The sequence below is a fragment of the Cupriavidus sp. DF5525 genome, assembly GCF_040149425.2.
Lineage (GTDB): Bacteria > Pseudomonadota > Gammaproteobacteria > Burkholderiales > Burkholderiaceae > Cupriavidus > Cupriavidus pickettii_A.
This window is the reverse complement of the sequence record NZ_CP168265.1, coordinates 1412348-1439158: the sequence shown is the minus strand read 5'-3', so window position 1 is coordinate 1439158 and position 26811 is coordinate 1412348. Positions and strand designations below refer to the sequence as shown.

Here is a 26811-nt window from a genome sequence, read left to right as displayed (position 1 = left end):
GGGCCATGGCCGGTTACACTTCGCAGCAATGAATTGTTGTCCCGAGGAGACTACATGACCGCAACGCCAAACCCCACGCCCCACCGCGGCGAGACCGTGTTCATCGTCGACGACGATGAAGCCATGCGCGACTCGCTGACCTGGCTGCTGGAGGGCAATGGCTACCAGGTGCGCAGCTTCACCAGCGCCGAGCAGTTCCTCGCCGCCTACGACGCCAGCCAGGTGTCGTGCCTGATCCTCGACGTGCGCATGCCCGGCATGAGCGGCCCCGAGTTGCAGGAACGCATGCTGGCCGAGCAGATCGACATCCCCATCGTCTTTATCACCGGCCACGGCGACGTGCCAATGGCGGTGTCGACGATGAAGCGCGGCGCGATCGACTTTATCGAAAAGCCGTTCGACGAGTCGGAGCTGCGCGCGCTGGTCGAGCGCATGCTGCAGAAGGCCCGCACCGACCACTCCGCCGCGCGCGAGCAACGCGCCGCCAAGGACCTGCTGGGCAAGCTGACCACGCGCGAGCAGCAGGTGCTGGAGCGCATCGTCGCCGGCCGCCTGAACAAGCAGATCGCCGACGACCTGGGCATTTCCATCAAGACGGTTGAGGCGCACCGCGCCAACATCATGGAAAAGCTCAACGTCAACACGGTCGCCGACCTGCTGCGCCTGGCGCTGTCGCGCAACAGCTGAAGCCGGCTGGCGCCTGGCAGCCCGCCGGCGCCATGCTCGTCACTTCCCGGCGCGGCCCGCGGCCGCACCGGTTGCCCTCCCCACGCCGCCCGGCGCAACGACTTCTCCCGCCATCAGCGCCTTAGGTATTCCTCATCCCGGAACGTGACAACCCATTGTGGCCGGTAGACCACAAAGATCGCCACCAGCATGCCGGTCAGGAAGGCCTCGCCGAAGGCCAGGATCACCGCGGCGGCCAGCGTGTCGGCCACGGTGAAGGGCAGCCCCGGCGCCATCAGGTGGCGCCATGCCGCCTGCGCCGCACTGGCGCCGAGCGCGGCCAGCCCAGCGGTGAAATAGCCGTGCCCCAGGATAAAGACAAAGGGATGCCGGGGCAGCAGGCGCCGTATCAGGGCCTGCAGCGCGGCCGAGATCAGCGCCGGCAGCAGCGCCAGCCAGACGTACCTCACCCACAGCGAGGCCCAGTCGAACTGGGCCCAGCCGTGGCCCGCCAGGTACTCCAGCCCGAACAGCGACACCACATCCACCACGAACAGCGACAGCAACGCCAGCGGCAGCCCGAACAACGTCACCATCAGCGTGGCGCCGAGCAACTGGATCACCAGCCCGCCCACCAACGTGGCGCGCACCGTCCACAGCAGCGCGACCAGCAGCATCGCGCCCAGCCAGGCGTTCTGCAGCGCATGGCGCCGCAGCAGCTGCCAGGGCCGGCGCGTCAGCGCCCACAGCAGCCCGGCCAGGGACAGGAACACCAGCAAGGGATCGGACAGCAGGGACGGGAGCGCGGTGTGCATGCGGCCGATGCTACCAGCCCCGCCCCACGCAACCCCTGTATCCGGTCAAGCTCCGTGCGGCAGCCCCTACGCACCCTTTATAATTCGCCTTTAGCCTTGCCCGCCCCCAGCGGCGGCAGCTCCACCTCCGGCCACAAACCCGCCATTCCTCCATGTCTGCCCAATTGATCGACGGCAACGCCCTTGCCAAACAAATCCGCTCCGAAGCCGCCCGGCGCGCCGCCAGCCTGACCGAACGCGGTCACCGCCCCGGCCTGGCCGTGATCCTGGTCGGCGAAGACTCGGCCAGCCAGGTCTACGTGCGCAACAAGGTCAAGGCCTGCCAGGACAATGGCTTCCACTCCTCGCTCGACCGCTACCCCGCTGACCTCTCCGAGGCGGAATTGCTGGCCCGCATCGACGCGCTCAACAACGATCCGAATATCCACGGCATCCTGGTGCAGCTGCCGCTGCCCAAGCACATTGACAGCCACAAGGTGCTGGAAGCGATCGCCCCGGAAAAGGACGTCGACGGCTTCCACGTCGCCAACGCCGGCGCGCTGATGACCGGCGCGCCGCTGTTCCGCCCGTGCACGCCCTACGGCTGCATGAAGATGCTGGAGTCGATCCAGTTCCCGCTGCGCGGTGCCCGCGCCGTGGTAGTCGGTGCCTCGAACATCGTCGGCAAGCCGATGGCGATGCTGCTGCTGCAGGCCGGCGCCACCGTGACCATCTGCAACAGCAAGACGCGCGATATCGGCGCCCACACCCGTGAAGCCGACGTGGTGGTCGCAGCGGTTGGCCGGCGCAACCTGATCACCGCCGACATGGTCAAGCCCGGCGCGGTAGTGATCGACGTGGGCATGAACCGCGACGACAACGGCAAGCTGTGCGGCGATGTCGACTTTGCCGGCGTGCGCGAGGTAGCCGGCTACATCACGCCGGTGCCGGGCGGCGTCGGCCCGATGACCATCACCATGCTGCTGGTCAACACGCTGGAAGCCGCGGAGCGCGCCGCGGGCTGAAGCCTGCGCGCGTTCGGCGTACAGTACGATACGTCACACCGGGACACACGGGGCGCTGGAAAAGCCGGCGCCCCGGCCCCACCTGCAGGGCATTGCCTCTGAAGCAGTGCCCCATCGAGGCCAGCCCAACCGAGAACACGCCATGGACCAAGCTGCCAACGCCAATCAGGCTCAGAACCCGCTGCTGGACTTTTCCGACCTGCCCCGCTTTGCCGAAATCCGGCCCGAGCACATCAGCCCGGCGCTGGACGTGCTGCTCGAGCGCGCGCAGCAGGCCGTCGCCCGCGCCGAGGATCCCGCCACGCCCGCCGACTGGGCCAATGCCGTGCAGGCGCTGGAAGCTGCCACCGAGCCGCTGGGCCGCGCCTGGGGCGTGGTCAGCCACCTGAGCGCCGTGGCCGATACGCCCGAGCTGCGCAAGGCGCACGCCGACAACCTGCCGCGCATGACCGAGTTCTGGTCCTCGCTGGGCCAGAGCCTGGCGCTGTACGACAAGTACAAGGCGCTGGCAGCCAGCCCCGAGTTCGCCGGCATGAGCGCTGCGCGCCACCAGTTGATCGAGAACGAGCTGCGCGGTTTCCGCCTGGGCGGTGCCGAGTTGCCCGAGGACCAGAAGCCACGCTTTGCCGAGATCCAGGAACAGCAGGCGCAGCTGTCCAAGGCCTTTTCCGACCATGTGCTGGACGCCACCAACACCTACGCGCTCTACGTCGAGGACGAGGCCCGCCTGGCCGGCCTGCCCGACGACGCCAAGGAAGCCGCCCTCCTCGCCGCTGAAAAGGAAGGCAAGGCCGGCTGGAAGTTCACGCTGCACTTCCCGTCCTACTTCCCGGTGCTGCAGTACGCGGATGACCGCGCGCTGCGCCAGACCCTGTACGAGGCCAACGTCACGCGCGGCTCGGAGGTCGCCCCGCAGTACGGCCAAGGCCAGGCCGACTGGGACAACACCGCCAATATGCGCGACCAGCTCGCGCTGCGCCGTGAAGAAGCGCAGATGCTGGGCTACCAGTGCTACGGCGAAGTCTCGCTGGTGCCGAAGATGGCCGAGTCGCCCGCCGAGGTGCTGAAGTTCCTCGACGAACTCGCGGTCAAGGCGCGCCCCTATGCCGAGAAGGACTGGGCCGAACTCAAGGCCTTCGCCGCTGCCGAGCTGGGCCTGGCCGATCTCGCGCCGTGGGACGTGGCCTATGCCTCGGAAAAGCTGCGCCAGCAGCGCTATGCGTTCTCCGAGCACGAGGTCAAGCAGTACTTCCCGGAACCCAAGGTGCTGGAAGGCCTGTTCGGCGTGGTGCAGAAGCTGTTCTCGGTGCGCATCGAGCCCGAGCAGGCGCAGACCTGGCACAAGGACGTGCGCTTCTTCCGCGTGAGCACGCCGGACGGCACGCTGCTGGCCCAGTTCTATATCGACCTGTACGCGCGCGAAGGCAAGCGCGGCGGCGCCTGGATGGACGATGCGCGCGGCCGCAAGGTGATGGAGCACGGCGCCGTGCAGACGCCGGTGGCCTACCTGACCTGCAACTTCTCCGCGCCGGTCGGCAACAAGCCGGCGCTATTCACGCACGACGAAGTCATCACGCTGTTCCATGAGTTCGGCCACGGCCTGCACCACATGCTGACGCAGGTGGGCGAGCTCGGCGTGTCGGGCATCAACGGCGTGGAATGGGATGCGGTGGAGCTGCCGTCGCAGTTCATGGAGAACTTCTGCTGGGAGTATGAAGTGCTGACCGGCATGACGCAGCAGGTCGATACCGGCGAGCCGCTGCCGCGCGCGCTGTTCGACCGCATGCTGGCCGCCAAGAACTTCCAGAACGGCATGATGACCCTGCGCCAGATCGTGTTCTCGTCGTTCGACATGCACCTGCATACGGACTTCGACCCGGCCGGCGAGGCCTCGGTGCTGGAGCTGTCGCGCCAGATCAATGACCGCGTGCACGTGGTGCCGCAGCATCCGCTGTCGCGCTGGCCGAACACCTTCAGCCATATTTTCGCCGGCGGCTACGCGGCGGGCTACTACAGCTACAAGTGGGCCGAGGTGCTGTCCGCTGACGTCTACGCAGCTTTCGAAGAGGCGGCGCAACTGTCGGGCAGCGTGCTCGACAGCGAGACCGGCGCGCGCTACCAGCGCGAGATCCTGTCGGTGGGCGGCAGCCGCCCGGCGATGGAGTCCTTCGTCGCCTTCCGCGGCCGCGCGCCGCAGATCGACGCGCTGCTGCGCCACGGCGGGATGACGGCATGAGTTCGGTGGGACTGCCAACCAGCGGACCGCTGCGCATCGCCAGCTGGAACGTCAACTCGCTCAAGGTGCGCCTGCCGCAGGTGCTGCAATGGCTGGCCGAGCAGGACCAGGCCGGCGCGCCGATCGACGCGCTGTGCCTGCAGGAACTGAAGCTGCCGGACGACAAGTACCCGCTGGCCGAACTGGAGAACGCGGGCTTCCACAGCATCTACACCGGACAGAAGACGTATAACGGCGTGGCCATCCTCGCCCGCGACGCCAGCATGCCCGGCCCGGTCGACGTGGTGCGTAACATCCCAGGCTTCGAGGATGCGCAGCAGCGCGTGATCGCCGCCACCTATGGTGACCTGCGCCTGGTCTGCGCGTACTTCCCGAACGGGCAGTCGCCCGAGTCGGAGAAGTTCGTCTACAAGCTGAAATGGCTGGAGGCAATGACCGCGTGGCTGCGCGAGGAGATGGCGCGCTATCCGCGCCTAGCGCTGCTGGGCGACTTCAATATCGCGCCCGAAGACCGCGACGTGCACGACCCGGCGAAGTGGGAAGGCCAGAACCTGGTCTCGCCGCCGGAGCGTGCCGCCTTTGCCGCGCTGGTGGAACTGGGCCTGGCCGATGCCTTCCGCAAGTTCGAGCAGCCCGAGAAGACCTTCTCGTGGTGGGATTACCGCATGCTCGCGTTCCGGCGCAATGCCGGGCTGCGCATCGACCATATCCTGCTGTCGCCGGCGCTGACCGAGCAATGCGCGGCGTGCGTGATCGACCGCGTGCCGCGCACCTGGGAACAGCCCTCGGACCACACGCCGGTGGTCGCGACGCTGCACTGCGGCTGAACGCCGCCACGGCGCCGCCCGGCGACGGGCGGCGCTGAGCTCTTTCCATTGCGCCCCATGCCTGCGTCCCATCCCGGAGCCATCCTGACCCGCCTGTTCCCGTGGAGCCGGCGCGTCGACCCGACCACGCTGCGCGCCGACCTGGTCGCCGGCCTGCTCGGCGCCGTGCTGGTGCTGCCGCAGGGCGTGGCCTTTGCCACGCTGGCCGGCCTGCCGCCGCAGTACGGTATCTACAGCGCGGTGGTGCCGTGCATCGTGGCGGCGCTGTTCGGCTCGAGCTGGCACGTGATGTCGGGGCCGACCAATGCCAATTCGCTGGCGCTGTTCGCGATGCTGGGCCCGCTGGCGTTTGCCGGCAGTCCGGCCTATATCGGGCTGGCGCTGGCGGTCACCGTGGTGGTGGGCGTGATGCAGCTCGCAGTGGGCACGCTGCGGCTCGGCTCGCTGGCCAACTTTATCTCGCCCTCGGTGCTGCTCGGCTTCACCTGCGGCGCCGCGACGCTGATCGGCTTATATGCGCTGAAGGACCTGTTCGGGCTGGAGGTACCGACCGGCACCAGCGCGTTCGGGGTGGTGCGCCACCTGTTCGAGAACGTCGATACGATCAACTGGGCCGCGGTCACCGTGGGTGCCGTGACACTGGTCGTCACGCTGCTATGCAAGCGGCTGTGGCGCAAGCTGCCGTTCATGCTGCTGGGACTGCTGGCCGGCTACGGCGTGGCGCTGCTGCTGAACCAGGCCGGCGCGGGCGGCCAGCACGTCAACGTCATCGGGCCGATCCCGTCGGCGCTGCCGCACTTCAACGTACCTGACGTGGACTGGCGCAAGTTGCCCGACCTGCTGGGCATCGCCTCGGCGCTGACCATCGTCGCGCTGGGCCAGTCGATCTCGATCGCCAAGGCGGTGGCGCTGCGCTCTGGCCAGCATATCGACGCCAACCGCGAGTTCATCGGCCAGGGGCTGTCGAATATCGCCGGCGGCTTTTTCTCCGGCTATATCTCGTGCGGCTCGCTCAACCGTTCGGTACCGAACTTCGAGGCCGGTGCGCGCACGCCGCTGGCAAGCGTGTTCTCGGCGCTGTGGCTGGTGGCGCTGGTAGCGATCAGCGCCCCGCTGCTGGCGCAGATCCCGATGGCCGCGATCGGGGCGATGCTGCTTCTGGTGGCTTGGGGCCTGCTCGATATCGCGCGCCTGCGCCGCATCTTCACGCTGAGCCGCACCGAGTTCGCGATCGCCATCGGCACCTTCGCCGCCACACTGGTGATCCGGCTGGAAATGGCGGTGCTGCTCGGCACCGTGCTGTCGCTGGTGGCCTACCTGTACCGCACCTCGCGGCCGGCGGTGCGCAGCCTGGTGCCCGATGCCGACGATCCGGACCGGCGCTTCACGCCGCTGGACGAACTGCGCCGCCCGCAGCCTGAATGCCCGCAACTGAAGCTGCTGCGCATGGAAGGCGCGATTTATTTCGGCGCCGTGCAATACGTGACCGATCGCCTGCACTGGCTGCGCACCGTCAACGCCGGCCAAACCCACCTGCTGGCGATGACCAAGAGCATGAATTTCATCGACCTGGCCGGCGCCGAGATGTGGGAGAGCGAACTGGCCGAGCGGCGCGCGCTGGGCGGCGACCTGTACTTCCACCGGCCGCGCACCCAGGTGCTGCAGACGTGGGAGCAGACCGGCTTCAGCGACAAGCTCGGGCCCGACCATATTTTCCCGACCAAGCGGCAGGCGCTGCACACGATCATCGGTAAGCTGTCGCCGGAAATCTGTGCGCAATGCCACGCCAGGATCTTCGAGGAGTGCGCATCACGGCCTGGCGCCGGCACCCGTGCCGCGCAAGCCGGACCCGTGACGCCAGGCACTGGCGCGCCAGCGCGCTAGTGCAGCACGCACGCGCCAGCGACCAGCCAGCAGTGGCTGAAAGATCTGAAAAAAAGACTTAAAAAAGATTGAAGGGGAAGCTGGGGATTGCCTGCGCCGGCGCTGCCGGCTGGGGCACGCAAGACCGAACGGCCCTACGCTGGGGAACTTGGCAACGAAGCTGACAGCGGATGGGCGCCCACGGCATGCCAACGGCTGGCCGGGGCATCCATCCTCATCAGATCGGCGCCACGTGGGCGCGCTTGACGACGATTGGCTGGGGCGCGCCCTGCTCGATCAGCACCACGGCGGCGCGTTCGATGGTTTCGCGGCCGGCACGGAATGCCTCTTCCAGCGACAGCACCTGATCAGCGCTGAAGCCTTCCCACAGTGCTTCACGTGTCACCACGCAAGTCACCTTCTCGCCATTGACGATCGCCTGAAAGAGCAAGCCTTCATTGTTGATGTCGTAGCGCTCTTGCTCTTGGAATTTGATTTCCATCGGTGCAGCCCTCCATATGCAAGTGGAGAAGAATCCTAACATGGCTCTGGCGATATCGTACCGGTACACCTTGTGCGAATGCGCTCAAACCGAAGACCTTTGGCGCTGGCGTTCGGTTCCATGCACGTGACGATGCCGCTTCCGCGGCAGTTGGCATGTTCTGCAGAGACTCGCACCAAACATTTGACAGCGCCAAAAATCCTGATACAATCTCGTTCTTCGTTGGGGCGTTAGCTCAGTTGGTAGAGCAGCGGACTCTTAATCCGTAGGTCGAGTGTTCGAGTCACTCACGCCCCACCAGCGAATACAGAAAGGCCGGAAGCAGCGATGCTTCCGGCCTTTTGCTTTTTCTTTTCTTATTTGCGATTTTTCACCGCAGCTGTCATGCGCTTGCCGCACGCATCGGCTAGCGGCGGCGGGCATGCCGGCGCCGCCACACCTGCAATCAGGCGTCGATGCTGGCGCGCTCGAACAACGTGCGCGCCAGCGCGCGATGACGCAGCAGCACGTTCGGCAGATCGGCCGTCAGCAGCGCGCCGTCGCGCACTACTTCACGCCCGTTGATCACGCTGGCCGCGACATTGGCCGGCGTGCAGAAGACCAGCGCCGCCACCGGATCGTGGCCGCCGCCGGCAAACCCGACCGCGGACATATCGAAGGCAACGAAGTCCGCCGACATGCCCGGCGCCAGCGCGCCGATATCGTCGCGGTTGAGCACGCGTGCACCGCCCAGCGTGGCGATTTCCAGCGCCTCCCGCGCGCTCATTGCCGCCGGGCCGTAGCCGACCCGCTGCAGCAGCAGCGCCTGGCGCGACTCGCCCAGCATATGCGCGCCGTCGTTCGACGCACTGCCATCGACGCCCAGCCCGACCGGCACGCCCGCGTCGCGCATCGCGCGCACCGGGGCAATGCCGGACGCAAGCCGCATGTTCGAGCACGGGCAATGCGCCACGCCCGTGCCGGTGCGGGCGAACAATGCGATGCCTGCCTCGTCCAGCTTGACGCAGTGCGCATGCCACACGTCGTGGCCGACCCAGCCAAGGTCCTCGGCATACTGTGCCGGCGTCACGCCGAACTTCTCGCGCGAGTAGGCGATGTCGTTGTCGTTCTCGGCCAGGTGGGTGTGCAGCGACACACCATAGTGCCGCGCCATACTGGCCGACTCGCGCATCAGGTCGCGCGAGACCGAGAATGGCGAGCACGGCGCCAGCACGATGCGCAGCATCGCGTGGCGGGCGCTGTCGTGGTACTGCTCCACCAGCCGCTGGCTGTCGCGCAGGATGGCGGCCTCCTCCTCCACCACCGCGTCGGGCGGCAGGCCGCCCTTGCTGCGGCCCACGCTCATCGAGCCGCGTGCGGCGTGGAAGCGCATGCCCATCTCCTGCGCGGCGGCGATCGAGTCGTCCAGGCGCGCACCGTTGGGATAGAGGTAAAGGTGATCGCTGGTGGTGGTGCAGCCCGACAGCATCAGCTCGGCCATCGCGGTTCTGGTCGACACCGCGATCATCTCCGGCGTCAGGTGCGACCACAGCATGTACAGATTGGTCAGCCACGAGAACAGCTCGGCATCCTGCGCCGCGGGCACCGCGCGCGTCAGGCTCTGGTACATGTGGTGATGCGTGTTGACCAGGCCCGGCGTGACCACGCGGCCGCGCATGTCGAGCACCTGCGCGCTGCCTTCGTCGGCCATGCGGCGGTACTGCGGCGGCAACTCCGAGGTCGGGCCGACCCATTGCACGGCCGGGCCTTCTGCGACCAGCGCGCCATCGCGGATCTCGCGGCGCTGCGCGTCCATCGTGACCAGCACGTCGGCGCTCAGGGCAATCAGGGTCATGGCGGGATTCCTTCTGCGTTCGGGTGGAGGGGATGGCCGCCAGTCTACGGTGCGGCCATGCCAACCCCTAAGCGCAGAATTCCGACCATGCTGTCCACAAAAAGTGGACAGCACTGCCTGGTACCGGCTGCTATCGCGCCTGCGCGAACAGCGCCGCCAGCGCCTCGCCGATACGCTCCGCCATCAGTTGCGCCGCCGCGCTGAGCGAACCCCTGGCGCGCGCCACCAGCGTCAGCGTCTGGCCCTGCAGGTGGCGGTCGCGCAGCGGCACGTACACCAGCGCCTGGCGTGCGCGCTCCTCCATCACGTCGAGCGGGTTCAGCAGCGCGATGCCGGTGCCGAGCATTACCAGTTGCCGGATCAGCACGGTCGAGGTGGACTCGGCCACCGGCGACACCTCGATTGCATTGCGGGTAAAGGCATCGTCCAGGATCGCGCGGATCGACAGCGACGGCGCCGGCAGGATCAGCGGGTAACCCACGCATTCGCTCAGCAGCGCCGACGGCTGCGCGGCCAGTGCATGGCCCGGCGGCACCACCGCGCCGATCTGCCAGTCGCTGGTGGCCAGCGCCCGGAAGGCCGGCAGCTCGGGCAGGTCGTAACCCAGGCCCAGGTCGGCGCCACCCTGCTCCACCGCGGCGACGATGGCTGCCACCGGCAGGTCGTTGACGCGCACAACGATGCCCGGATAGCGCTGGCGGAAGTCGTGCACCAGCGACGGCATCAGCGAGCCCGCCAGGCCTGCCGTCACGGCCACGGTTACGTCGCCGCGGCGCGCGCCCTTGAAGTCCTCGATGCGCTCGCGCAGCGCGTCGTGCTCGCGCAGCGTCTGGCGCACGTGAGCCAGCACCATCTCGCCCAGCGGCGTCAGCCGCAGCCGCTTGTTGATGCGCTCGAACAGCGGCGCGCCCAGTTCGGCCTCCAGGTCGAGGATCTGCCGGTTGACCGCAGTCGGCGCCACGTGCAGGTGCTCGGCCGCCTTGCGGATCGAACCGCGGCGGACGACCTCGTCGAGATAACGCAGGACTCTGGCGTGCATGGCTGGGCAGACTGGTGGATCGGACGGCACCGCGGGCAGCGCAGATGACGGCGTGCGCATTGTAGCGGTCCGCAAAACCGGCTCGCATAAATCGGCCCGCAAAAAATCTCGCCGGGCTATTGCGTCTTATGCGGTACCTTGCTACAATCTTTTTCTTCGTTGGGGCGTTAGCTCAGTTGGTAGAGCAGCGGACTCTTAATCCGTAGGTCGAGTGTTCGAGTCACTCACGCCCCACCAGCGAATTCATAGAAAGCCGGAAGCTTGCTTCCGGCTTTTTTTACCGTCATTACCGCCCCACCTGCTGCCCGCTCTGACGGCACGCCCGCCATTTTCTTGATACGCGGGTTCTCACCAATTCCATTACACGCGCTTTCCCGGTTGAATCGCTACCGCGCCCAATGTGGAACATAGTTCCGCATCGCGGAACTATCACAAGGCGCAGGCCACCGCCGCACCCCGGCACGGCCCGGTCATGCCAGCGTGGGAACGCCTGACGGTGCGGGACGCTTGCAAACATCGCCCGACAAAACGCCTGCAGCCCGCCTGGCAAGCAATCAGTGAAAGAAGAACGGAGGCATTCCTTGAAAGCAGTCATTCACGCAGGCGCCGCCGCCTGCCTCGCCGCCCTTGGCCTGGCGCACGCCGGCCTTGCCCAAGCACAGTCCTACCCCAACAAGCCGATCCGCCTGATCGTTCCGTTCGCAGCCGGCGGCACCACCGATATCGTCGCGCGCGCAGTCTCCGAAGCACTGGGCCGCGAACTGGGCCAACCCGTCGTGGTGGAGAACCGCGGCGGCGGCGGCGGCGCGATCGGCGCCGACGCGCTGGCCAAGTCGGCACCGGACGGCTACACGCTGGGCATCGCCACGGTCAGCACGATGGCGACCAACCCCGCCACCAACCCGAAAAACCCGTACGACCCGCTAAAGGATTTCGCGCCGATCACCAATCTGGTCAACGTGCCCAACGTGCTGACGGTCAACCCGAAGGTGCCGGCCAAGACCCTGAAGGAATTCGTCGCGCTGCTCAAGTCCAACCCCGGCAAGTACAGCTACGCGTCGGCTGGCAAGGGCAGCATCTCGCACCTGGACGGCGAGCTGTTCAAGGACATCACCAAGACCGACATGGTCCATATCCCGTACCGCGGATCGGGCCCGGCGCTGAATGACACGCTGGCCGGCCAGGTCAACGCGCAGTTCGACAACCTGCCCTCGTCGATGCCGCATATTCAGGCCGGCAAGCTGCGCGCGCTGGCGGTGGCGGCGCCCAAGCGGGTCGAGGGCCTGCCTGACGTGCCGACCTTCGCCGAAGCGGGCATGAAGGACATGAACAACATGGCCTGGTACGGCCTTGTGGCACCGGCCGGCACGCCGGCGGCGATCGTCACGCGCGTGCACGACGCCGCGGTCAAGGCCCTGCAGGACCCGAACACCAAGCGCCGGCTGGCTGACAGCGGCGCCTATGCCGACGGCAATACCTCGGCGCAGTATGCCGCGCAGATCAAGCGTGAACTGGACCTGCGCAAGAAAATCGCGCACGACCAGAACATCACGCTGGAATAAGCCGGCTGCAAAGCTGTCCTGAGAGGGGTCACAAACCGGCTGCCATCGGCAGCCGGTTTTTTTGTCGTCTGCCTGCGCACATGACGAGGCAAGCACTGCTGCGGAGTGTTTTGCGCGGAATCGGTAAGGACTTGACCGCGCGCAGTACACTGCCCCCGCCGATGGTCTTCAATACACTTAGAAGAAACTTTCACTTTGCGGACAAGCGCCTACTCGGTACATTAGCCGGGTGCTCCGCCACTGCGCCGGGTCCATTCCGGCAATCGCTCCGCCCCAACTCCGGTTTCGCGCAGGCGCTGTGCGACCGTCAATCGCGAGGAAAAACATGCTGAAGAAGACTGTTCCGACCCTGATCGTTGCTGCACTGGCCGCGCTTGGCGCGACCCAGGTATATGCGCAAAAGAACTACACGGAAGGCGGCGATATCCACAGTGGCAGCCACACCAAGAAGGCCGGCCCGAACCAGGGCGCGGCCAAGTCCGGCAAGTTCGACCCGTATACCGACGGTGCCAAGCAGTCGACCAAGTCGGACCTGACCAGCTCGGGCAAGAAATTCGATCCGAACACGGACGGCGCCAAGGCCGGCAAGTTCGATACGTACACCGACGGTGCCAAGGCCGGCAAGCCGGACCCGTACACCGACGGCGCCAAGGCTCCCGCCAGCAATGCTGGCAAGGCGCAGTAACCCGGCGCGCCGCCCGCGCGGCGGCACCAACGTAAAGCAGCCCGCTTCGGCGGGCTGTTTTGCATTCTGGCGGGGCCGTCTTCAGGCAGCCAGCGCCTGCACCGGCTGCATGCTGCCGCGATCGCGGAAGCCGACGTGCCAGGACAGCGCCTCTTCCAGCAGGTGCGGCGTCTGCCCGCCTTGCGCGCTGGCGCGCCGGAAGTAATCGCCCAGCAGTTCGCGGTATTGCGGGTCGGCGCAATTGGCAATGATCGTAAGCGCGCGCTCGCGCGGTGCCAGGCCGCGCAGGTCGGCCAGGCCGTGCTCGGTGACGATGATGTCGACGTCGTGCTCGGTGTGGTCCACGTGCGCCACCATCGGTACGATGCTGGAGACATCGCCGCCCTTGGCCACCGACTTGGTCACGAACACCGACAGGTGCGCATTGCGCGCAAAGTCGCCGGAGCCGCCGATGCCGTTCATCATGTGCGTGCCGCCCACGTGCGTGGAGTTGACGTTGCCATAGATATCGCACTCCAGCGCCGTGTTGATGGTGATGAGCCCCAGCCGGCGCAGGATCTCCGGATGGTTGCTGATCTCCTGCGGGCGCAGCAACAGACGCGAGCGGTAGCGGTCGAGGTTGTCCAGGAAGCGCCGGTAAACCCCGCGCGTCAGCGTCACCGAAGACGCCGAGGCAAACGACAGCCGCCCCGCATCGAGCAGCTCGATGGTACTGTCCTGCAGCACCTCGGAATACATCTTCAGGTCACGGAACGGTGAGTCCACCAGGCCATGCAGCACCGCATTGGCAATGGTGCCGATGCCCGCCTGCAACGGCTGCAGCGCCGGCGACAGCTTGCCGGCGCGGACCTCGTGCAACAGGAAGTCGTTGAGGTGTCCGGCGATGCTGCGCGTGTCGGCATCCGGCGGCAGCGCGTTGGACGGGCTGTCGTCCTTGGCGGTGATGACGATGGCCACGATCCGCTCCGGATCGATGGGGATATACGGCAGGCCAATGCGCTGCTCGGGAGCGATCAGCGGAATTGGCTGGCGATACGGGCGCTGCACCGGGAAGTAGATATCGTGCAGGCCTTCCAGCTCCAGCGGCATGTTCAGGTTGATCTCGACGATCACCTTGCGCGCCAGCATGGCGAAACTGGCCGAATTGCCCACCGAAGTGCTGGGGATGATGCCGCCCTGCTCGGTGATCGCCACGGCTTCCACCACCGCCACGTCCACCGGCGCGATCTGGCCCGAGCGCAGCTGCTCCACGGTCTCGGACAGATGCTGGTCGATGAACATCACTTCGCCGGCGTTGATCTTGCGGCGCAGCGTGGCGTCGGACTGGAACGGCAGGCGGCGCGCGATCACGTCCGCCTCGGCCAGTACCCGGTCGATGTCGTTGCCCAGCGAGGCGCCGGTCATCAGGGTGATGCGCAGCGGCTCGGTTGCCGCACGCCGCGCCAGCGCGAACGGAACTTCCTTGCAGTCGCCCGCGCGGGTGAATCCGCTCATGCCTACCGTCATGCCGTCGCGGATCAGCGCGGCGGCTTCGTCGGCCGAGACTACTTTGTCATGCAGCCTGGCCAGGCGAATGCGTTCCTTGTACATCATTATCTCCGGTCTGACGGCGCGGGCCCTTGCCCGTGCCGCGCGCCCCGATTGCCTGATGGCTTGTTGGCGGGGGTCTCCGGAAGGCAGTGTATCCAGCCGCTTCCATTCCGGTTGTGATTTAAAGTCATGAACGGCAGTCGCTATTTTCATAGCTCACAAAACCTGGCCATGCGGCTTTTGCATCACTATGCCCCTGTGCGATCGTGGGAAATCTGGAATTGTCACAAACATTGCAATGGATTCTGATAGTGTCTTGGCCATCGGTCGACCGCGCCCGCCGAAGAGGCAGCGGCGTCCGTGCCGCCCGGGCCGGCCATGCTCCGGCCCAGAGCATCGCAGTGGCGGCAAACGACAACAGGAGACGCCATTCATGCAGCCAAGACCACTCGAACCCAACGAGCCGGTTGTCCTCGCCCTGGTCGATGCCGTGACCGCCTGGCAGGAAGCGTTAGAACAGACCCTCTCCGCCTCTGGCCTGAATTACGCCAAATGGCTGTTGTTGCGAGCCATCCGGCAAGGCGCCTTCGTGCGCGGATCCCCCTTGCCGGGCGCGATGCGCATCGATGTCGCGCAATCCGAGCTGATGCTGCGAGACCTGGAGCGCGACGGCTGGATCGAGTATGGCGATGCCCCGCACCCGCGTGTTGCCGACGCCGCGGCGAGCCGGCTGGAGCGCACCGGGCAGGCCCTGAGCGCGCTGCATAGCGTGTCGGTGGCGCCATTCAGTTCGCAAGAGCGCGTGGCGCTGGGCAGTTTGCTCGAACGGATGAAGATCACGCTGAGCGACCACACTACGCGCCAGATCCGCGTGGGTACTGAAGCCGCCCGCCAGGAAAAGCCTGCCGCAGCGCCGGCGGTCACCTGCACCGGCCTGCCGCCGGTCGCGCATCGCCCCGCCTCGACGCCTACCCTTGCCCGCGCGCGGTTCTGACGCGATAGCTTTCATGCGAGCGCCCTGACGCGTTCGGCAAGCAGGTCCCGCCAGGCTGCGCCGGGACCGGCTCCCCTCCCTCCCGTCGATTCTTCCACCTCCACGCCCCTCGCTTACTTTGTCGCGCCGGGTGCCCCGTTTTTTCCTAAAGTATGAGCATGCCCCGGCACATGCCGTGACCGCCCCCGGACAGGACTGCGGCCCGGCGTCGCCCATCGACACCGCGAGGAGAGATCATGCCGCAGGAGAACGAAGACAAAGTCGCGCACCTGCTGGACGAACTGGCCAACTTCGCCAGCGAACGGCTGCCGGCGGCGACATTCGCCGTGGTCGAGCCTTTCCTGCGGCACTACTACGACCAGACTGACGCCGAGGACCTGCTCCGACGCGAAGTCGACGACCTCTACGGCGCCGTGATGGCGCACTGGCAGACCGCGCAGAAATTCGTTCCCGGCAGCGCTGCCCGCATCCGCGTCTACAACCCGAACCTGGAAGAGCACGGCTGGCACTCCGACCACACCGTGGTCGAGATCGTCAACGACGATATGCCGTTCCTGGTCGATTCGGTGACGATGGAGATCAACCGCCAGGGCCTGGCGCTGCATTCGGCGATCCATCCGGTGTTCCGGGTCTGGCGCGATGCGCGCGGCGGCATCGAGCGCATCGCCCCGGGCGGCGCCGGCGAGGCCGGCGACAACTCGCGCCTGGAGTCCTTTATCCACTTCGAGATCGACCGCAGCGGCGAGGCAGCGCGGCTGGAGGCTTTGCGCAGCGGCATCGCCCAGGTGCTGGGCGACGTGCGCGCCGCAGTGGAAGACTGGCCCAAGATGTGCGACATCACCCAGGCCACCATCAGCGCCCTGGCCCAGACGCCAGGCGCGGCCTCGCCGGAAAACGCCGAAGCGCGCGCCTTCCTCGACTGGATGATGGACGACCATTTCACCTTCCTCGGCCAGCGCGACTACCAGCTGGTGTCGCAGGACGGGCGCTATTTCCTGCGCGGCGTACCCGGCTCCGGCGCGGGCATCCTGCGCGAGAGCCTGCGCGAACCCGATGCCGACGACCTGACGCCGTTGCCCGCGGCGGCCACCATCATCATCGAAGGCGCGTCGCCGATCTTCGTGACCAAGGCCAATTCGCGCGCCACGGTGCACCGGCCCGGCTATCTGGACTATGTCGGCGTCAAGCTGCTGGATCCGCAGGGCCAGCTCTTTGGCGAGCGGCGCTACGTCGGCCTGTACACCTCGACCGCCTACACGGCGCCCATCGCGGAGATCCCGCTGGTGCGGCGCAAGTGCGCCAACATCCTGGCCCGCGCCGGTTTCCTGGCCAAGGGGCACCTGTACAAGTCGCTGGTGACCATCCTCGAGCAATACCCGCGCGACGAGCTGTTCCAGGCTACCGAGGACGAGCTGTTCGACATCACCATCGGCATCCTGCGGCTGCAGGAACACCAGCGCACACGGCTGTTCGTGCGGCGCGACCGCTTCGACCGCTTTGTCTCGTGCCTGGTGTTCGTGCCGCGCGACAAGTACAACACCGATCTGCGCCAGAAGATCCAGAAGCTGCTGACCGCGGCCTTCCACGGCTCCAGCTGCGAATTCCAGCCGCTGCTGTCGGAGTCGCCGCTGGCGCGCATCCAGCTGACCGTGCGCGGCGAGCCCGGCACCATGCCGCATGTCGATACAGGCGAACTGGAAGAGCGCATCGTCCACGCCAGCCGCCGCTGGCAGGACGACCTGGCCGAGGCCCTGCACGAAAGCTACGGCGAAGAGCAAGGCAACCGGCTGCTGCGACGCTATGGCGGTTCGTTCCCGGCCGGCTACCGCGAGGACTACCCGGCGCGCACCGCGGTGCGCGATATCGAACTGATGGAGCACGCGCTGCAGGCGAATGGTGCCGGCAGGGGCATGGCGATGAACCTGTACCGGCCGATCGAGGCCGCGCCGGGCGCCTTCCGTTTCAAGGTCTACCGCGCGGGCGAGCCGATCGCGCTGTCGCTGAGCCTGCCCATGCTCGAGCACCTGGGCGTGCGCGTCGATGAAGAGCGCCCGTACCTGATCGAGCCCGACAGCGGCATGCCGGTGTGGGTGCACGACTTCGGGCTGGAGATCGCCGACGGCGGCAGCGAAGCGGACTTCGACATTGCACGCATCAAGGCGCTGTTCGAGGACGCCTTTGCCCGCGCCTGGCATGGCGAGATCGAGAACGACGACCTCAACCGGCTGGTGCTGCGCGCCGAGCTGGCCGCGCGCGATGTCACCATCCTGCGTGCCTATGCGCGCTACCTGCGGCAGGTAGGCTCGACCTTCAGCGACGCCTATATCGAGCGCGCGCTGACCTGCAACGCGTCGCTTGCCGGGATGCTGGTGGGGCTGTTCGTCGCGCGCTTCGACACCTTCAGCCAGGTAGCCGTCGACCCTGCCCGCCAGGCGCGCTGCGACAAGCTTCTGGCCGATATCGAAGCCGCGCTCGACAAGGTGCCCAACCTCGACGAAGACCGCATCCTGCGGCTCTTCCTGGGCGTGATCAACGCCACCGTGCGCACCAACTATTTCCACCGGAGTGAGGAAGGCCAGCCGCGCCCGTACGTGTCGTTCAAGTTCAACCCGGCGCTGGTCCCCGGCCTGCCGGAGCCGCGGCCGATGTTCGAGATCTGGGTCTATTCGCCGCGCGTGGAGGGCGTGCACCTGCGCGGCGGGCGCGTGGCGCGCGGCGGGCTGCGCTGGTCGGACCGGCGCGAGGACTTCCGCACCGAAGTGCTGGGGCTGATGAAGGCGCAGATGGTCAAGAACACCGTGATCGTGCCGGTCGGCTCCAAGGGCGGTTTCGTGGTCAAGCGCCCGCCACCGCCCACGGAGCGCGACGCCTTCCTGCAGGAAGGCATCGCCTGCTACCAGACCTTCCTGCGCGGGCTGCTGGACCTGACCGACAACCTGGTCGGCGGACAAGTGGTGCCGCCACCCGAAATAGTGCGCCACGACGACAACGACCCTTACCTGGTGGTGGCCGCAGACAAGGGCACGGCGACATTCTCGGACTTTGCCAACGCGATCTCGGCCGAGTACGGCTTCTGGCTGAGCGATGCCTTCGCCTCCGGCGGCTCGGTCGGCTATGACCACAAGAAGATGGGGATCACCGCGCGCGGCGCGTGGGAATCGGTCAAGCGGCATTTCCGCGAGATGGGCGTCGATATCCAGACCACCGACTTCACCGTGGCCGGCGTCGGCGACATGTCGGGCGACGTGTTCGGCAACGGCATGCTGCTGTCGCCGCATATCCGGCTGGTGGCCGCCTTCGACCACCGGCATATCTTCCTCGATCCCGACCCGGACACGGCCAAGACCCTGCAGGAACGCACGCGGTTGTTCAGCCTGCCACGCTCCAGCTGGGCCGACTACGACACCACGCTGATCTCCGCCGGTGGCGGCGTCTATCCGCGCACCGCCAAGACCATCCCGCTGTCGCCGCAGGTGCAGGCGGTGCTCGGCGTCACGGCCAGCGCGCTGTCGCCGGCCGAGCTGATCCACGCCATCCTGATGGCGCCGGTAGACCTGCTCTACAACGGCGGCATCGGCACCTACGTCAAGTCCAGCCAGGAAACACACCTGCAGGCCGGCGACCGCACCAACGACGCGGTGCGCGTGAACGGCAGCGAGCTGCGCTGCAAGGTGGTCGGCGAAGGCGGCAACCTGGGCTTCACGCAGCTGGGCCGCATCGAGTACGCGCGCAAGGGCGGGCGCATCAATACGGATGCGATCGACAACTCGGCCGGCGTGGACTGCTCCGATCACGAAGTCAATATCAAGATCCTGCTCGGGCTGGTGGTCGCGGACGGAGAGATGACCGAGAAGCAGCGCAACAAGCTGCTGGCCGAGATGACCGATGAAGTCGGCCTGCTGGTGCTGCAGGACAACTACTACCAGACCCAAGCGCTGTCGGTCGCGGGGCGCAGCACCGTCCCGCTGCTCGACGGCGAGGCGCGCCTGGTGCGCTGGCTGGAGCGCGCCGGGCGGCTGAACCGCGCGCTGGAGTTCCTGCCCTCGGATGAAGAGATCGCCGAGCGCAAGCTGGCCGGCGAAGGGCTGACCTCGCCCGAGCGCGCGGTGCTGCTCGCCTACAGCAAGATGTGGCTGTACGACGAACTGCTGGCGTCCGACGTGCCAGAAGACACGCTGGTCGCCGGCCTGCTGGCCGACTACTTCCCGGTGCCGCTGCGCCAGCGCTACAGCGATGCGATGCAGCGCCATCCGCTGCGGCGCGAGATCCTGGCCACGCACCTGACCAATCTGCTGGTCAACCGCATCGGCGCCACCTTTGTGCATCGGATCATGGAAGAAACCGATGCGCGCCCCGCCGATATCGTGCGCGCCTGCCTGATCGCGCGCGATGTGTTCAACCTGACCGCGCTGTGGCAGGAGATCGACGCGCTCGACAACCGCGTGCCCGATGCCGAGCAGGCGCGCATGTTCAACGCCGTGGCGTTGCTGCTCGAGCGTGCCTGCCTGTGGTTCATCCGTTATCTGCGTGCGGGCGGCAAGGCCGGCGAGGACCTGGCGCGCTTTGCCCAGGCCGCGCAGTGGCTGGTGCCACAGCTGCAGCGGCTGCTGCCCCCCGCGGATGCGGCGGCGCTGGCTGAGCGCGCCAAGGCATTTATCGATGTCGGGGTCGGCGAGGCGCTGGCGATGCGCGTGGCCGGCAGCGAGACTTCCGCCGCGGCGCTCGATATCGCGGAAGTGGCGGCCGCGTGCGATCGCAGCCTCGACCTGGTGGCGGGTGTCTATTTCGCGCTGGACAGCCACCTGAGCTTCAGCTGGCTGCGCGAGCGCGCACTGGCGCTGCCCTCGGACACGCACTGGGACCTGCTCGCGCGCACCACCACGCTGGAAGACCTGGGCCGGCTCAAGCGCGCGTTGACGAGCAGCGTGCTGTCGCAGGCGGGCGCGCTGGACACGCCCGAAGCGATGATCGACGCGTGGCGGGCCAGCCGCCACGGCGCGCTCGAACGCTTCACGCGCATGCTGGCCGACCAGCGCGCCTCGGGGGCAGCGGGGTTGTCGATGCTGTCGGTCGCGGTGCGCGAGATCGGCATGCTGGAACGCGCCTAGCGCGGCGGCGCACCCAGGCGCGGGGCTAATCGCCCGCGTCTGTGTCCGCGTCGGTGTCCGAATAGGTGTCCGTATCGCTGTCCGCGTCGGCGTCGATATCTTCATCGGCAGGGCGCGGACGCAGCTCCAGCCCGAGCAGGATCAGCAGGTCGAAGGCATCGGACAGCAGGTGCTTCTGCCGGGGCAGCAGGCTGGCGTACGGCATGTCGTAGATCGACTGGTGCGCGGCGCGCTGGCCCTTGAGCCCGCGGTCGCGCGCGATATCCGACAGCAGCGCGGCAAACCCGGAAAGGTCCTGCGCTGCCAACGCCGAATTCAACACCTTGGCGATCACTTCCGGCGAAGCGTTCGCCCAGCCCATGCGTTCAGCATTGGAAGCGGATTCTTGGGGAAGGTCGGCAAAGTCCATTTTGTGTTTAACGGTCCCGCCTGAGCGAGCTTAAGGCGGCTAACGTGTGAATTTGACCCCACAGGCGTGGGGTGGCACGGTTAGCCGCCGGTCGAGGCTAGCGCGGCGCCGGCTTTGCGGACACCTGGCGGTAGACCGTGCGGCCGTCGCGCGCCGTGCGCGCCTCGACGTGGTTGCGTGCTCCGCATTGCGGGCAGCGGAATACCGGGCCCTGCCCTTCATTGCGGATCTGCACTTCATCCGGCTCCCAGCGTGCGCCGCAAGCCTGGTTCCCACAAACAAACATGAATTCTCCTTTTAACAAGCGCCCGAGCGGCTGAGCCGGGGCGCGATCCGGGCGTGGCCGTCCGCCGATTTGCGGGGGCGGCCACGCCAACTCAGCCGCGATTATCAGGCCAGTCGTCCGGGCGCGTCCCCATGCGCCACACATTTGGCGGCTCGCCCAGCGCCGTGCTCTGGTACATCCATGCGCCACAGCCGGTGCAGCGCCAGCGACTGTCGACCTTGCAGCGGTTGCTCCTGGCCGCGATGCCCGACGCCGCCAGGTTCTCGTGCGGCGGCACGCTCGAGGGTTCGCCCACCAGCTGGTGACACAGGTCACAGGCGTGCATCGGCAGCTCCTGTCAGGGCGATGGTCGCCGCGGGCGGCGGCTCGCTAGCCATTGCGTTGCACCCATTGCCGGGCCCACTCGATAGCGGCTGCGCGCGCCTTGTCAGGCGTCGCGTGCGTGGCCGGCGGCCCGCCGCCCTCCAGCACCACGGCGCCAGCCTCCCAGATATCGCATACGGCCTTGAAACGCTCCGGCCCCAGCGCGTGGCAAAACACGTGGACCACGAAGCCGCGATACTCGACCACGTCGGTCGCGGCATCGGTCAACGCACGATCCGCGGTGGGATCGGACGGCACCACCGGTGCATCCGGCTGCATCCGCGCCTGCGCCACGGCCGTGCGCACGAGCATCGCGCAGGCACCGCCCACCGCCGCACCCAGCACAATACCGAGCCCAAACCAGCAAGCCCTGCTTCCGCACTCCGCCATGGCATCTCCCGTAGCGACACTGCCGGTCCTGCTGGCACGACAAGGGTGTCGGCCCGGCATCGATTTCAGGTTATACCAAGACAGGCCCACACCGCTTGCCGCGTCGCCCCCGCAGGCAGGTGGGACGCGCGCGAAATTGAGAATCGTGGGGATGACCGAACCGCAGGCGACGACTATACTGTACATTCATACAGTATCGGAATGACGCCTCCCCATGCCCTTGTACCCGTCCGATTCCATCCTGCTCGAGGCCTATTACTTTGGCGACGACGCCGAATCCGTACGCCTGCCCTGCGACGGCGTCCGCGTGGACGCTGGCGCCATCATCGTCCACGGCATCGCGCCACAGCAGCTGCAGGCGCTGCGCTGGACGCCCGACTTCCTGTCCTTCGACGCGCACGGCACGCGCCATCGCTACCCGGTCAGCCGCCCGGCGCTGGTCGGCCCGGGCCAGGCACGCTTTGCCCTGCTTTAAGCTATGGGCCCCGCATCGAAGATGCGCCACCACCATGCCGACATGTCAGATCCCAGTCCCGCGGCCACGCAACTGATCCGCTCGCTCGACCTGAAGCCGCACCCTGAAGGCGGCTACTACCGCGAAACCTATCGCAGCCAGCAGCGCCTCGTCGACGAAGACGGGCGCACCCGCGAGGCCTCCACCGCGATCTACTACATGCTGTGCGGCAGCGACTATTCCGCCTGGCATCGCATCTATTCCGATGAGCTTTGGCACTTTCACGCGGGCTCGCCGGTTGACTTGCACGTGATCGCGGCCGGCGGCATCGTCACGCACCGTCTGGGCGATCCGTTGCGGCATGCCGGCGCGGCTTTCCAGGCGATGGTGCCGGCGGGCCACTGGTTTGCGGCGGAGCGCGTGGACCCGGGCGATGGCGCCGACTTTGCACTGGTCGGCTGCACCGTTGCGCCCGCGTTCCAGTTCAGCGAATTCGAGCTGGCCAGCTGCGACACGCTTGCCGGCCTCGCCAGCGGCCACGACGCGTTGCTGCGCCGGCTTGCGCGCCAGCGGTCCTGACAAAAAAAGCAGCCCGCCGTGGCGGGGTGCGGGCGGCCCGGTGAGTACTGCGGCGCCAGTCTACGTCAAGCCGCCACGCGCCAAGATCGAAGAACCCGGGTATCCTTTTCTGACGACAGTTCGCGCAGCAGCGCTATACTGTATATCCATACAGTATCTGACCTGTGCGCCCCATGTCACCCGAACCCGCCAACTGCCCTGTCTGCGGCGCCGCCGCCGAGCGCCTGCGCGCCGCGCCGCGCGGCTACCGCTACACCTGCCCGAGCTGCGGCACCTTCCACATCAGTACCCGCGCCCTAGGCTGCCGCCCCGGCATCCCCGCTTCCGCACGTGAAGACATCCGCCGCCTGCGCGCCTACGGCCACCTGCCTTACGTCGACCTGACGCGGGAAGGCCTCAGCGTCAGCCCGGGCCGGAGCTGAGCCATGGGCAACAGCAAGCTCGCAGCCCGCTGCCATGCGCCACCGGACGCGCCGGACAGCTATCCGGTGGCCGGCGCCAACGGCATCCTCGCGCGTATCGAGGGCCACTACATTGCCGCCGCGCTGCGCACGCTCGGCTCCGCCACGCGCGACGGCCCCAGCCATCGCGAGGTGCTGGTCGATGCCGGCCATGCCGGCACCGTGCGGCTATTTATCGAAAAGAAACGGGCACGCCACGGCAGGTACACGCACTATTTCTGGTCGGCCTACCGCGCGGAGCCCGAGCAGGCTCCCTAGGCGCTGTCGACCAGGCAACACATCCCTGTCGGACGGCGCCCGATACCGGTCGCGCGGCACAGCGCGGAGACTGGATGCATCTGCCACAAAGGAGACGCATCATTTGTCCCGTCGTGGCGTCACGGTTGCTGCAGCACTAACTATAGGTGCAACGGCGCGGCATCTAAGAGGCACCCCTCAATGCATTGGCGAAGCGGACTGCGAATCTGCGATGCGCCCGACTAACGCCCGGATCTCGGCAGACCAGCGCAGGTAGCCTGCGCCGTTAAGGTGAACGCCGTCACCGGTATAGGCGGACGCGAGCCGGCCGCAAGGCGACAACGCTGGGTTCAGGTCGACAAACTCGCACCCATCCTGGCTGCCGCAGTAGTCCCGCAACTTGGTATTCAGACGCCCCACCGAATCATTCAGGTCTTCCCGCCCATGCAGCCTCACAAGAAGCGTCGACTGCACGACCACACGGGAGCCGCCTCGCAAGATGGCTTCGATAACGGATCGATACGTGTCGAGGGTCTCATCGACGCTGCGCCGGCGGCGCCGCAGGTCGTTGATGCCTGCCATGACAAACACCGCCGCAGGCCGCATCGACAGGACCGGCGCCAGTCGCGCCAGCATGCCCAGCGTCGTGTCTCCGCTTATGCCGCGATTGGCGATGCTTGCATCGGGCAGCAACTCTGACCACTCGCCGGACGCCGTGATGCTGTCACCGAGCATCACAAAGTCGCGGTGCGCGGTCAGCGCGCTGAACAGCGCCGCGCGCATGGTGTAAGGACGGGATTCAAGAACTTCGTCAGTGCCGCCCGGCGCCGCCCGGGCTGCCTGCAGAAAAACCAGCAAGACCACGCACACGCATAAGGCTAATCGCTTGTTTCGCATGTAAAACCAGTTCCAACGATGACCGAACCGGAGGACTGTACCGGCAACGACAGGTCGCCGCATGGCTGAAATCTCTCAAAACTGCAGCATTGACTGACATCAAGGTGGGCGCGCCGTGGCGCGGAGAGACTCGACAGCTTTGCTTACCGGCCATTCTCCATGCACCAGTCATCGGACATCGACGCACGGCCCTTCATGAACGTTCCGAATGCTGCGGCAACCGACACGCGCAAAGCCACCGCGAGCGTTTTCACCAGCAACGGCCAGACGGTCGAGTATGTATTTCGGGCCAGCGCCGGCGACTGCAGGCACCTCGTTGCCGTCTTCTCAGGATTCAACGCGCCCAATGGCTATCACTTCATCAGACTTGCTCCGAGAAACCCCGCCCTTCAGGGCCTCCAGGGCCTTTCAGGGCGGGGAGTGAAAGGAGCGCCGCCGACAGGCGGCATTCCCAAGTTAGAATGGCCGGCATGCTTCTCGTCTATCGCTACCGGGTGAAGTCGCTGAACGGCCTGCTCAATCAGCAGAGCCGCGTAGTGAACTACGTCTGGAACTTCTGCAATGATACGCAGAAGCACGCGCTCAAATGGGGCAAAAAATGGCCTACGGGTTTCGATCTGAACGTGCTGACGACCGGCAGCAGCAAGGAACTCGGCATCCATTCGGGTACCGTCAATGCGGTTTGCGAGCAGTACGCCAAGTCGCGTAGCCAGCATCGCCGGCCCTATTTGCGCTATCGCGGCCGCAGATCCCTCGGCTGGGTGCCGCTCAAGGGCCGGGATCTCAAGCGCTCGGGCGACGCATTCCGCTTTGCCGGCAGCACATTTCGCGTGTTCAACTCGAGGCCCCTTCCCGAGGGCAAGATCAAGGACGGCACGAATTTCTCGCGCGACGCCCGGGGCAATTGGTTCCTGAACATCGTGATTGAAGTTGCCGACACTCAGGCCCGCTGCCCGGAACGCGGCGTCGGCATCGATCTGGGCTTGAAGGACCTTGCCACACTCTCCACCGGCGAGAAGATCGGGAATCCGCGCCACCTTGGCCAACTTGAGCAAGCCCTTGCCAAAGCGCAGCGTGCGCGCAAGAAACGACAGGCCACCAACGTCCACGCGCGCATCACCAACGCGCGGCGTGACTTCCTGCACAAGCTCTCGCATCGCATCGTGCGGGACTTCGACTACATCGCGGTGGGTAATGTGAATGCCGCCAGCCTCGCCAGAACCAGCATGGCGAAGTCCGTCCTCGATGCAGGCTGGTCGTCCTTCCGCACAATGCTCGCGTACAAGGCGATTGCGCATGGCGCGTGGTACGAGGAAGTCGACGAACGTTTCACCACCCAGGTCTGCTCTTCGTGTGACACGATGCCGCCGGAGAGGCCGAAAGGTATCGCAGACCTTGGAATAAGGCAGTGGGTATGCAGTCGATGCGGTGCTGTACATGATCGCGATGTGAACGCTGCGCTAAATATCCTTGCCCGATCGGGACATCGATCGCCTGCAGAGGGAATCTCCTCCCTTTAGGGACTTTAGGGAGGAGAGGATGTCAACGCTCCTGGCACGGACCAGGCGTGCATGTCACGGTAGAACCTGGCGGCACCACGACCGTACGACCGCTTGGCGCGGGCGGCTCGGTGACGGTGCGGTTGACCGAGATGCAGCTAACCACCCCCAACAGGGGCAACAACGCCAGTGAGCGCACGAAGAGTCTTAAGCTTGCCATGTCGATCTCCCGGTCAGGTAGGCCATCGGTGCGGGTGCTCCGAACGCAGCTTTTACCGTTGTGAAAGTATAGGTAATGACCGACGCGACCCGCGTTGATACCACTCCCGAGGGGCCACTTAGAACTCGAGTTCTCTCAGCGTCCTGGTGGCCAGGTATGTCGCAGCCTCCTTCGCCTCCTCCCTCGTTGGGAAATCCTCCACGGTTTGGTGTGGGACTTCTGCATCGGGATCTTCTTCCAGCCGGCGGATATACACATAGCCTCTGAACAGTCCAGAAGCGGTTTCCATCACGGCTATCCGGGCCACATGGGTGTCCGTCGCAAAAAGCTCATCTTCCATGGCAGCCTCCT

General features: G+C 66.5%; 25 protein-coding genes and 2 tRNA genes. 16 read left to right on the top strand and 11 right to left on the bottom strand.

Annotation, left to right across the window (positions count from 1 at the left end; genetic code table 11):
* Nucleotides 1-54: 54 nt before the first annotated feature.
* Nucleotides 55-687: a response regulator transcription factor gene (locus ABNX08_RS06885; protein ID WP_022534439.1), complete on the top strand. Its 633-nt coding sequence runs from the start codon at nt 55-57 to the stop codon at nt 685-687.
* A 113-nt stretch (nt 688-800) separates the two neighbouring features.
* Here the strand turns inward: ABNX08_RS06885 and ABNX08_RS06880 are convergent, their stop codons facing one another.
* Nucleotides 801-1481, bottom strand: coding sequence for a hypothetical protein (locus ABNX08_RS06880; protein ID WP_349604698.1), 681 nt, complete (start codon nt 1479-1481; stop codon nt 801-803).
* A gap of 152 nt (nt 1482-1633) precedes the next feature.
* Between ABNX08_RS06880 and folD the strand changes: the two genes are divergently transcribed.
* From folD to ABNX08_RS06860, 4 genes are all read left to right on the top strand, one after another.
* Nucleotides 1634-2485 (top strand): bifunctional methylenetetrahydrofolate dehydrogenase/methenyltetrahydrofolate cyclohydrolase FolD, encoded by an 852-nt coding sequence (gene folD / locus ABNX08_RS06875; RefSeq protein ID WP_349604700.1) that lies wholly within the window; start codon nt 1634-1636, stop codon nt 2483-2485.
* A 142-nt stretch (nt 2486-2627) separates the two neighbouring features.
* Complete coding sequence (locus ABNX08_RS06870; protein ID WP_022534436.1) at nt 2628-4721, top strand: M3 family metallopeptidase; 2094 nt, start codon at nt 2628-2630, stop codon at nt 4719-4721.
* Nucleotides 4718-5548 (top strand): exodeoxyribonuclease III, encoded by an 831-nt coding sequence (gene xth / locus ABNX08_RS06865; protein WP_022534435.1) that lies wholly within the window; start codon nt 4718-4720, stop codon nt 5546-5548. The genes ABNX08_RS06870 and xth overlap by 4 nt, the downstream gene beginning before the upstream one ends.
* Before the next feature lie 57 nt (nt 5549-5605).
* The gene (locus ABNX08_RS06860) at nt 5606-7432 is read left to right on the top strand and encodes a SulP family inorganic anion transporter (protein WP_022534434.1); all 1827 of its coding nucleotides are present in this window, start codon (nt 5606-5608) and stop codon (nt 7430-7432) included.
* A gap of 217 nt (nt 7433-7649) precedes the next feature.
* On the opposite strand, the gene ABNX08_RS06855 is transcribed toward ABNX08_RS06860, so the two are convergent.
* Nucleotides 7650-7913: a DUF1488 domain-containing protein gene (locus tag ABNX08_RS06855; protein WP_022534433.1), complete on the bottom strand. Its 264-nt coding sequence runs from the start codon at nt 7911-7913 to the stop codon at nt 7650-7652.
* A 224-nt stretch (nt 7914-8137) separates the two neighbouring features.
* On the opposite strand from ABNX08_RS06855, the gene ABNX08_RS06850 reads away from it, so the two are divergent.
* A tRNA-Lys gene (locus ABNX08_RS06850) sits at nt 8138-8213 on the top strand.
* A 145-nt stretch (nt 8214-8358) separates the two neighbouring features.
* Here the strand turns inward: ABNX08_RS06850 and ABNX08_RS06845 are convergent.
* Nucleotides 8359-9747 (bottom strand): 8-oxoguanine deaminase, encoded by a 1389-nt coding sequence (locus ABNX08_RS06845; protein ID WP_349604701.1) that lies wholly within the window; start codon nt 9745-9747, stop codon nt 8359-8361.
* A gap of 130 nt (nt 9748-9877) precedes the next feature.
* Nucleotides 9878-10786, bottom strand: coding sequence for a LysR family transcriptional regulator (locus tag ABNX08_RS06840; RefSeq protein ID WP_022534431.1), 909 nt, complete (start codon nt 10784-10786; stop codon nt 9878-9880).
* Nucleotides 10787-10947: 161 nt separating this feature from the next.
* Between ABNX08_RS06840 and ABNX08_RS06835 the strand changes: the two genes are divergently transcribed.
* The 3 genes from ABNX08_RS06835 (at nt 10948) to ABNX08_RS06825 (ending at nt 13033) form a co-directional block, all read left to right on the top strand.
* Nucleotides 10948-11023: transfer RNA gene (locus tag ABNX08_RS06835), tRNA-Lys, on the top strand.
* 344 nt (nt 11024-11367) lie between these two features.
* Nucleotides 11368-12348, top strand: a complete 981-nt coding sequence (locus ABNX08_RS06830) for a tripartite tricarboxylate transporter substrate binding protein BugE (RefSeq protein WP_041680994.1) — start codon at nt 11368-11370, stop codon at nt 12346-12348.
* A gap of 325 nt (nt 12349-12673) precedes the next feature.
* Nucleotides 12674-13033 (top strand): hypothetical protein, encoded by a 360-nt coding sequence (locus tag ABNX08_RS06825; protein ID WP_022534429.1) that lies wholly within the window; start codon nt 12674-12676, stop codon nt 13031-13033.
* A gap of 81 nt (nt 13034-13114) precedes the next feature.
* Here ABNX08_RS06825 and ABNX08_RS06820 read toward each other — a convergent pair whose 3' ends face one another.
* On the bottom strand, nt 13115-14623 hold the full coding sequence (locus ABNX08_RS06820; RefSeq protein WP_349604704.1) for an acetyl-CoA hydrolase/transferase family protein: 1509 nt from the start codon (nt 14621-14623) through the stop codon (nt 13115-13117).
* Nucleotides 14624-14996: 373 nt separating this feature from the next.
* Here ABNX08_RS06820 and ABNX08_RS06815 point away from each other — a divergent pair, with 373 nt between their 5' ends.
* Both ABNX08_RS06815 and ABNX08_RS06810 read left to right on the top strand, forming a co-directional pair.
* Nucleotides 14997-15557, top strand: coding sequence for a hypothetical protein (locus ABNX08_RS06815; RefSeq protein ID WP_022534427.1), 561 nt, complete (start codon nt 14997-14999; stop codon nt 15555-15557).
* Nucleotides 15558-15793: 236 nt separating this feature from the next.
* A complete protein-coding gene (locus tag ABNX08_RS06810) occupies nt 15794-20665 on the top strand; it encodes an NAD-glutamate dehydrogenase (protein ID WP_022534426.1) in 4872 nt (1623 codons plus the stop codon).
* Nucleotides 20666-20690: 25 nt separating this feature from the next.
* On the opposite strand, the gene ABNX08_RS06805 is transcribed toward ABNX08_RS06810, so the two are convergent.
* From ABNX08_RS06805 to ABNX08_RS06790, 4 genes are all read right to left on the bottom strand, one after another.
* Complete coding sequence (locus tag ABNX08_RS06805; protein WP_022534425.1) at nt 20691-21074, bottom strand: hypothetical protein; 384 nt, start codon at nt 21072-21074, stop codon at nt 20691-20693.
* 97 nt (nt 21075-21171) lie between these two features.
* The gene (locus ABNX08_RS06800) at nt 21172-21360 is read right to left on the bottom strand and encodes a hypothetical protein (protein ID WP_022534424.1); all 189 of its coding nucleotides are present in this window, start codon (nt 21358-21360) and stop codon (nt 21172-21174) included.
* Between the two features lie 91 nt (nt 21361-21451).
* On the bottom strand, nt 21452-21685 hold the full coding sequence (locus ABNX08_RS06795; RefSeq protein ID WP_022534423.1) for a hypothetical protein: 234 nt from the start codon (nt 21683-21685) through the stop codon (nt 21452-21454).
* 44 nt (nt 21686-21729) lie between these two features.
* On the bottom strand, nt 21730-22113 hold the full coding sequence (locus ABNX08_RS06790) for a hypothetical protein (RefSeq protein WP_041680993.1): 384 nt from the start codon (nt 22111-22113) through the stop codon (nt 21730-21732).
* 214 nt (nt 22114-22327) lie between these two features.
* On the opposite strand from ABNX08_RS06790, the gene ABNX08_RS06785 reads away from it, so the two are divergent.
* The 4 genes from ABNX08_RS06785 to ABNX08_RS06770 all read left to right on the top strand — a co-directional run bounded on the left by ABNX08_RS06785 (nt 22328) and on the right by ABNX08_RS06770 (nt 23865).
* Entirely contained in the window at nt 22328-22588 is a 261-nt protein-coding gene (locus ABNX08_RS06785) for a hypothetical protein (RefSeq protein WP_022534421.1), read from the top strand.
* Nucleotides 22589-22630: 42 nt separating this feature from the next.
* Nucleotides 22631-23146 (top strand): cupin domain-containing protein, encoded by a 516-nt coding sequence (locus ABNX08_RS06780; RefSeq protein ID WP_041681327.1) that lies wholly within the window; start codon nt 22631-22633, stop codon nt 23144-23146.
* Between the two features lie 173 nt (nt 23147-23319).
* Nucleotides 23320-23568, top strand: a complete 249-nt coding sequence (locus ABNX08_RS06775) for a hypothetical protein (protein ID WP_349604706.1) — start codon at nt 23320-23322, stop codon at nt 23566-23568.
* Nucleotides 23569-23571: 3 nt separating this feature from the next.
* Nucleotides 23572-23865 (top strand): hypothetical protein, encoded by a 294-nt coding sequence (locus ABNX08_RS06770; RefSeq protein WP_022534418.1) that lies wholly within the window; start codon nt 23572-23574, stop codon nt 23863-23865.
* 177 nt (nt 23866-24042) lie between these two features.
* On the opposite strand, the gene ABNX08_RS06765 is transcribed toward ABNX08_RS06770, so the two are convergent.
* On the bottom strand, nt 24043-24741 hold the full coding sequence (locus tag ABNX08_RS06765; protein WP_349604708.1) for a GDSL-type esterase/lipase family protein: 699 nt from the start codon (nt 24739-24741) through the stop codon (nt 24043-24045).
* 470 nt (nt 24742-25211) lie between these two features.
* Here ABNX08_RS06765 and ABNX08_RS06760 point away from each other — a divergent pair, with 470 nt between their 5' ends.
* Nucleotides 25212-26261 (top strand): RNA-guided endonuclease TnpB family protein, encoded by a 1050-nt coding sequence (locus tag ABNX08_RS06760; protein WP_041681325.1) that lies wholly within the window; start codon nt 25212-25214, stop codon nt 26259-26261.
* A 317-nt stretch (nt 26262-26578) separates the two neighbouring features.
* Here the strand turns inward: ABNX08_RS06760 and ABNX08_RS06755 are convergent, their stop codons facing one another.
* Nucleotides 26579-26800 (bottom strand): hypothetical protein, encoded by a 222-nt coding sequence (locus ABNX08_RS06755; RefSeq protein WP_022534415.1) that lies wholly within the window; start codon nt 26798-26800, stop codon nt 26579-26581.
* Between the last annotated feature and the right edge of the window lie 11 nt (nt 26801-26811).

What these genes read in the sequence shown, in the direction of transcription:
- ABNX08_RS06820 (WP_349604704.1), bottom strand. Translation starts at nt 14,623, where the DNA reads ATGTACAAGGAACGCATTCGCCTGGCCAGGCTGCATGACAAAGTAGTC.
- ABNX08_RS06840 (WP_022534431.1), bottom strand. Translation starts at nt 10,786, where the DNA reads ATGCACGCCAGAGTCCTGCGTTATCTCGACGAGGTCGTCCGCCGCGGT.
- ABNX08_RS06770 (WP_022534418.1), top strand. Translation starts at nt 23,572, where the DNA reads ATGGGCAACAGCAAGCTCGCAGCCCGCTGCCATGCGCCACCGGACGCG.
- ABNX08_RS06870 (WP_022534436.1), top strand. Translation starts at nt 2,628, where the DNA reads ATGGACCAAGCTGCCAACGCCAATCAGGCTCAGAACCCGCTGCTGGAC.
- ABNX08_RS06775 (WP_349604706.1), top strand. Translation starts at nt 23,320, where the DNA reads ATGTCACCCGAACCCGCCAACTGCCCTGTCTGCGGCGCCGCCGCCGAG.
- ABNX08_RS06845 (WP_349604701.1), bottom strand. Translation starts at nt 9,747, where the DNA reads ATGACCCTGATTGCCCTGAGCGCCGACGTGCTGGTCACGATGGACGCG.
- ABNX08_RS06815 (WP_022534427.1), top strand. Translation starts at nt 14,997, where the DNA reads ATGCAGCCAAGACCACTCGAACCCAACGAGCCGGTTGTCCTCGCCCTG.
- ABNX08_RS06760 (WP_041681325.1), top strand. Translation starts at nt 25,212, where the DNA reads ATGCTTCTCGTCTATCGCTACCGGGTGAAGTCGCTGAACGGCCTGCTC.
- ABNX08_RS06755 (WP_022534415.1), bottom strand. Translation starts at nt 26,800, where the DNA reads ATGGAAGATGAGCTTTTTGCGACGGACACCCATGTGGCCCGGATAGCC.
- ABNX08_RS06810 (WP_022534426.1), top strand. Translation starts at nt 15,794, where the DNA reads ATGCCGCAGGAGAACGAAGACAAAGTCGCGCACCTGCTGGACGAACTG.
- ABNX08_RS06825 (WP_022534429.1), top strand. Translation starts at nt 12,674, where the DNA reads ATGCTGAAGAAGACTGTTCCGACCCTGATCGTTGCTGCACTGGCCGCG.
- ABNX08_RS06800 (WP_022534424.1), bottom strand. Translation starts at nt 21,360, where the DNA reads ATGTTTGTTTGTGGGAACCAGGCTTGCGGCGCACGCTGGGAGCCGGAT.
- ABNX08_RS06790 (WP_041680993.1), bottom strand. Translation starts at nt 22,113, where the DNA reads ATGGCGGAGTGCGGAAGCAGGGCTTGCTGGTTTGGGCTCGGTATTGTG.
- ABNX08_RS06880 (WP_349604698.1), bottom strand. Translation starts at nt 1,481, where the DNA reads ATGCACACCGCGCTCCCGTCCCTGCTGTCCGATCCCTTGCTGGTGTTC.
- ABNX08_RS06780 (WP_041681327.1), top strand. Translation starts at nt 22,631, where the DNA reads ATGTCAGATCCCAGTCCCGCGGCCACGCAACTGATCCGCTCGCTCGAC.
- ABNX08_RS06765 (WP_349604708.1), bottom strand. Translation starts at nt 24,741, where the DNA reads ATGCGAAACAAGCGATTAGCCTTATGCGTGTGCGTGGTCTTGCTGGTT.
- ABNX08_RS06795 (WP_022534423.1), bottom strand. Translation starts at nt 21,685, where the DNA reads ATGCACGCCTGTGACCTGTGTCACCAGCTGGTGGGCGAACCCTCGAGC.
- xth (WP_022534435.1), top strand. Translation starts at nt 4,718, where the DNA reads ATGAGTTCGGTGGGACTGCCAACCAGCGGACCGCTGCGCATCGCCAGC.
- ABNX08_RS06885 (WP_022534439.1), top strand. Translation starts at nt 55, where the DNA reads ATGACCGCAACGCCAAACCCCACGCCCCACCGCGGCGAGACCGTGTTC.
- ABNX08_RS06855 (WP_022534433.1), bottom strand. Translation starts at nt 7,913, where the DNA reads ATGGAAATCAAATTCCAAGAGCAAGAGCGCTACGACATCAACAATGAA.
- ABNX08_RS06805 (WP_022534425.1), bottom strand. Translation starts at nt 21,074, where the DNA reads ATGGACTTTGCCGACCTTCCCCAAGAATCCGCTTCCAATGCTGAACGC.
- folD (WP_349604700.1), top strand. Translation starts at nt 1,634, where the DNA reads ATGTCTGCCCAATTGATCGACGGCAACGCCCTTGCCAAACAAATCCGC.
- ABNX08_RS06785 (WP_022534421.1), top strand. Translation starts at nt 22,328, where the DNA reads ATGCCCTTGTACCCGTCCGATTCCATCCTGCTCGAGGCCTATTACTTT.
- ABNX08_RS06860 (WP_022534434.1), top strand. Translation starts at nt 5,606, where the DNA reads ATGCCTGCGTCCCATCCCGGAGCCATCCTGACCCGCCTGTTCCCGTGG.